This is a genomic window from Nonomuraea turkmeniaca (assembly GCF_005889735.1).
Taxonomy (GTDB): Bacteria; Actinomycetota; Actinomycetes; order Streptosporangiales; family Streptosporangiaceae; genus Nonomuraea; species Nonomuraea turkmeniaca.
This window is the reverse complement of the sequence record NZ_VCKY01000436.1, coordinates 1-3,761: the sequence shown is the minus strand read 5'-3', so window position 1 is coordinate 3,761 and position 3,761 is coordinate 1. Positions and strand designations below refer to the sequence as shown.

Annotated in this window: 6 protein-coding genes; 5 read left to right on the top strand and 1 reads right to left on the bottom strand. The window is 71.2% G+C overall.

Translation table 11 applies throughout. The features are described from left to right. Both ETD86_RS56465 and ETD86_RS53100 read left to right on the top strand, forming a co-directional pair. On the top strand, nucleotides 1–1,991 hold a 1,991-nt coding region (locus ETD86_RS56465), incomplete at its 5' end, for a cell division protein FtsK (protein ID WP_170223794.1). A gap of 186 nt (nucleotides 1,992–2,177) precedes the next feature. Next, complete coding sequence (locus ETD86_RS53100; RefSeq protein ID WP_211370902.1) at nucleotides 2,178–2,468, top strand: hypothetical protein; 291 nt, start codon at nucleotides 2,178–2,180, stop codon at nucleotides 2,466–2,468. Between the two features lie 14 nt (nucleotides 2,469–2,482). Here the strand turns inward: ETD86_RS53100 and ETD86_RS53095 are convergent, their stop codons facing one another. Beyond that, nucleotides 2,483–2,752, bottom strand: coding sequence for a hypothetical protein (locus ETD86_RS53095; RefSeq protein ID WP_138674193.1), 270 nt, complete (start codon nucleotides 2,750–2,752; stop codon nucleotides 2,483–2,485). 49 nt (nucleotides 2,753–2,801) lie between these two features. Here ETD86_RS53095 and ETD86_RS59515 point away from each other — a divergent pair, with 49 nt between their 5' ends. The 3 genes from ETD86_RS59515 to ETD86_RS53085 form a co-directional block, all read left to right on the top strand. Further along, nucleotides 2,802–2,936 carry a hypothetical protein gene (locus ETD86_RS59515; RefSeq protein ID WP_281287116.1) on the top strand — a complete coding sequence of 45 codons (135 nt, stop codon included), beginning with the start codon at nucleotides 2,802–2,804 and terminating at the stop codon, nucleotides 2,934–2,936. Between the two features lie 49 nt (nucleotides 2,937–2,985). Then, nucleotides 2,986–3,483 (top strand): single-stranded DNA-binding protein, encoded by a 498-nt coding sequence (locus tag ETD86_RS53090; RefSeq protein ID WP_138674192.1) that lies wholly within the window; start codon nucleotides 2,986–2,988, stop codon nucleotides 3,481–3,483. Nucleotides 3,484–3,577: 94 nt separating this feature from the next. Next, nucleotides 3,578–3,761, top strand: a 184-nt coding sequence (locus tag ETD86_RS53085; protein WP_138674191.1) for a hypothetical protein, incomplete at its 3' end; no start/stop codon positions are given.

Sequence of the window (3,761 nt, the reverse complement as noted above, 5' to 3'; positions counted from 1 at the left end):
AGCCCGCCCTGCTGGAGTCGGAGCACGGGGAGAAGCGCCGCCCGATCATCCCGACCGGGCTGCGGTGGGGAAACCTGCCCGCCACCGTGCGCCGGACGGCGGGCAGGGTGGCGTACGTGGCCGGTTTCCACGCCGTCCGCGCTCCCTGGTACGCCCTTCAGGCGCTGTGGTGGGCGATCGTCGGCGTGCCCAAGCTGGCCGGCCGGCAACTGCGCTGGTGGTGGGTCAATGAGCAGTACACCCTCCTTCAGCAGGCCGCCACCGACAACGACCCGGCGATGTGGCTCAAGCTGCACAAGGAGGGCAAGGCCACCCGCCGTTGGCGCGGCATCGCCCTGTTCTTCCAGCTCATCGCCCTCGGCATCGCCGTGCTGGTCGCGGTGGGCGCCGACCTGGCGCCCGTCTGGTGGGCGGTCATCGCCGCCGCGCTGATCCCGCCGCTGGCCGCCTACGGGCGTCCGGCGGGACGGCAGATCATCCCGACCGCCATGGTGTCGCGCCGCTACCGGCTGCTCAACAGCGACGTCGTGCTGCGCGCGTACTACGCCGCCGGTCTGGGGCACCCGGACAAGCCCAACCAGCAGGTCAAGTTCGGCTCCCGGATGTCGCGCGATGCCGCCGGGATCGGTAGTGAGGTGCTGGTGGACCTGCCCTACGGCAAGACGTTTGAGCAGGCGGTCAAGGCGCGCGGCGAGATCGCCTCCGGCCTGGACGTCACCGTCCAGCAGGTCTACCTGACCCGCGACGTCACCTCCAACCGGCGGCACATGCTGTTCGTGGCCGACCGCGACCCGCTCGCGGTTCCCGCCGGCCGCACACCGCTGCTGGACGGCAAGCCGCGCAACATCTGGCAGCCCGCCCCGTTCGGGCTGGACGAGCGCGGCCGGCAGGTCACACTGCTGCTGCTGTGGATCTCGATTCTGGTCGGCGCGCAGCCCCGTAAGGGCAAGACGTTCGCCGCCCGGCTGCTGGCCCTGTACGCGGCGATGGACCCGTACGTAAGGCTTACCGTGGTCGATGGCAAGGACAGCCCGGACTGGCGCAAGTTCGCCCTGATCGCGCACCGCATCATCTTCGGCGTCATGCCCAACCGCGACGGCGACCCCGTGGAGATGCTGCTGGACGCGCTGCGCGAGATCAAGGCGCACATTCAGCAGGTCAACCAGTTCCTTTCCACGCTGCCCGTCACCGAGTGCCCGGACGGCAAGCTGACCGAGGAACTGTCGCGCAAGTACCCCAACCTGCGGGTGTGGGTGCTGGTTATGGAGGAGTTCCAGGTCTACTACGAGTTGGACGACCAGGAGGCGAACAAGGAGATCGCTGCCCTGCTGTCCTTCATCATGGCGGTCGGCCCGTCCGCCGGCGTCATCATCCTGTCGAGCTCGCAGAAGCCCGGCGGGGTCGGCGCCGGTGACGTGCAGCGGTTGTTCAACCGCTACCGCGACAACCACGCGGTGCGCTTCGCGCTCAAGTGCGGCAACCGCAACGTGTCGGAGGCCATTCTCGGCGGCGACGCCGGCTCGGAGGGGTTCGACGCCTCCGCGCTGCCGGTCGGCAAGGCGTACCGGGGCGTCGGCTACCTGTACGGGGCATCGGACGACACCCCGACCGTGCGCACCTACCTGGCCGACGCCGCCGACGCCGAGAAGATCCTCACCGCCGCCCGCGCGCTGCGCGAGCGCGCCGGCACGCTGACCGGCTACGCCGCCGGCCAGACCATGGCCCGTGAGGTGCGCGACGTGCTGGCCGACGCGCTGAGCGCCTTCCAGGGCGGCAGCGAGACCGGCCTGCCCTGGACGGTGCTGGCCGCCCGGCTGGCCGAGCGCATCCCCGAGCACTACGCCGACCTGACCGCCGACGCCATCTCCGCTCAACTCCGCGCCCTCGGCGTGCCGAGCGTAGACGTCAAGCGGGACGGCAAGGCGCTCAAGGGAGCCAAGAAGGCGGCCATCACCGCCGCCATCAACCGCCGGAACAACAGTGCCGAATAGGCCGGCGCCGCGCCTCGGCGAACCCGCCCCGAGGGTTCGCCGGGGTCGCGGGACTCCCGCGACCGGTCGCGGCTGCGCGACCCGCCCCGCGACCGCCTAAACACCGCCTGACCAGCCCGAATATCCGCAGGTCGCGGGTAGCGGGCTCGGCTTCCCACGCCCGAAACCCGGCTCTGGAGACCTTCCATGACCCCTCTGGCCGCGACCGCGACCACCCACCTCGCGACCTCCGTCGCAACGCCGATCCCGCTCCTTGCCGCCGCGCTGGCCGTGCTGTGGCTCCTTGGCTACGCCGCCGCCTGCGCCGCCGACCCGTTCGCCCGCTGCCCCCGCTGCAAGGGGCACGGCAAGACACTCAAGCCCAACGGGCGCGTCAAACGCTGGTGCCGCCGCTGCGACGGCACCGGGCTGCGGCTGCGTCTGGGCCGGCGCCTGTTCAACTATCTGCGCCGCCTGCACCGCGACGCCATCCGCTGATCCGGCCGACCCGCCTACCCCTGGTCCAGTACGCCGAGCCCGGCCACCCGCCCGTCTCGCACGTCGGCCAGGGCTTGCAGGTATCCCGCCTCGACCGCGCGCTGCACGATGTTCGAGATCGGCTCGGGCATGTCCATCCAGCCGCCCCATCCCGAGCACAGATTCGCGGTCGCCTCATACGCCTGCCGCTCATCGGCCATGTCCGCCCGCGGCCCACCGCGCAGCACGTTCACCGACCGTTCCCACTCCGCCAGGTCCTCGGCGCTGTAGCTCTCCTCAGCCATACGCCTGACGGTACGGCCAACCACCGACCCCGGAAAGGAGATGTCGCACGTGGACGCCGTCTGTGAGAGCTGCGGCAGCACCACCACCGACCTCATCGGCCACCACGCCCGCCGCGACCTGGACGCCATCGTCCAGACCTACCAGTGCCGCGTGTGCGATCACACCTGGAACGTCTGGCACTAGCCGCTACACCCCGCCATTCCCACACGTCAACGCAGGAAGGAAGTCCGCCATGTCCGGCGAGACCACCATCACCATCATCGGCAACCTGACCGCCGACCCCGAACTGCGCTTCACCCAATCCGGCACCGCCGTGGCCGGCTTCACCGTCGCCTCCAGCGCCCGCACCTACAACAAGAGCGTGGAGCAGTGGGAAGACGGCGAGGTGCTGTTCATGCGCTGCTCAGCATGGCGCGACCTCGGCGAACACGTCGCCGAGTCGCTCACCCGCGGCACCCGCGTCATCGCCTCCGGCCAGCTGCGTCAGCGCACGTTCGAGACCAGCGACGGAGACAAGCGCACCGTCATGGAAATGACCGTGGACGAGATCGGCCCCTCGCTGCGGTTCGCCACCGCCCGACCGGTCAAGGCCGCCCGCGGCAACGGCAACGGTCAGCCCAGCCGCAACGGCAACGGCGCCGGTGCGGCGGCCGGCGGGTTCGATGACCCGTGGGCCTCCTCCCAGCCCGCCACCGCCAGCGTCGCGCCCGGTGATGAGCCGCCGTTCTGACCTGCCCGGCTCCTTACGTCTCGGGGCGGGCGGCCCCTCGCGCCGTCGCCCGCTCCGAGGCGTTTGCCTTGCTCCCTGGAAGGACCTGCGTTCCATGCCGCGAACCACCACGACCGCCGAACCCGGCGACCAGGCGTCGCTGTTCGTCGTCGCCCCGGACAGCACCAGCGCCGTGGTGTCGGGCGTGTGCTACGCCGCTGCCGACCCGACCGCCAGCGATGCCGCGCTGGCCGGTGACGGGTACGGCTGGCTGGCCGCCGCGCTGCCCGCGCCAAGCC

Bases quoted from the DNA above. Each gene is read 5' to 3' on its own strand.
- ETD86_RS53100 (WP_211370902.1), top strand. From the start codon at position 2,178: ATGACCCCTCTGGCCGCGACCGCGACCACCCACCTCGCGACCTCCGTC.
- ETD86_RS53095 (WP_138674193.1), bottom strand. From the start codon at position 2,752: ATGGCTGAGGAGAGCTACAGCGCCGAGGACCTGGCGGAGTGGGAACGG.
- ETD86_RS53090 (WP_138674192.1), top strand. From the start codon at position 2,986: ATGTCCGGCGAGACCACCATCACCATCATCGGCAACCTGACCGCCGAC.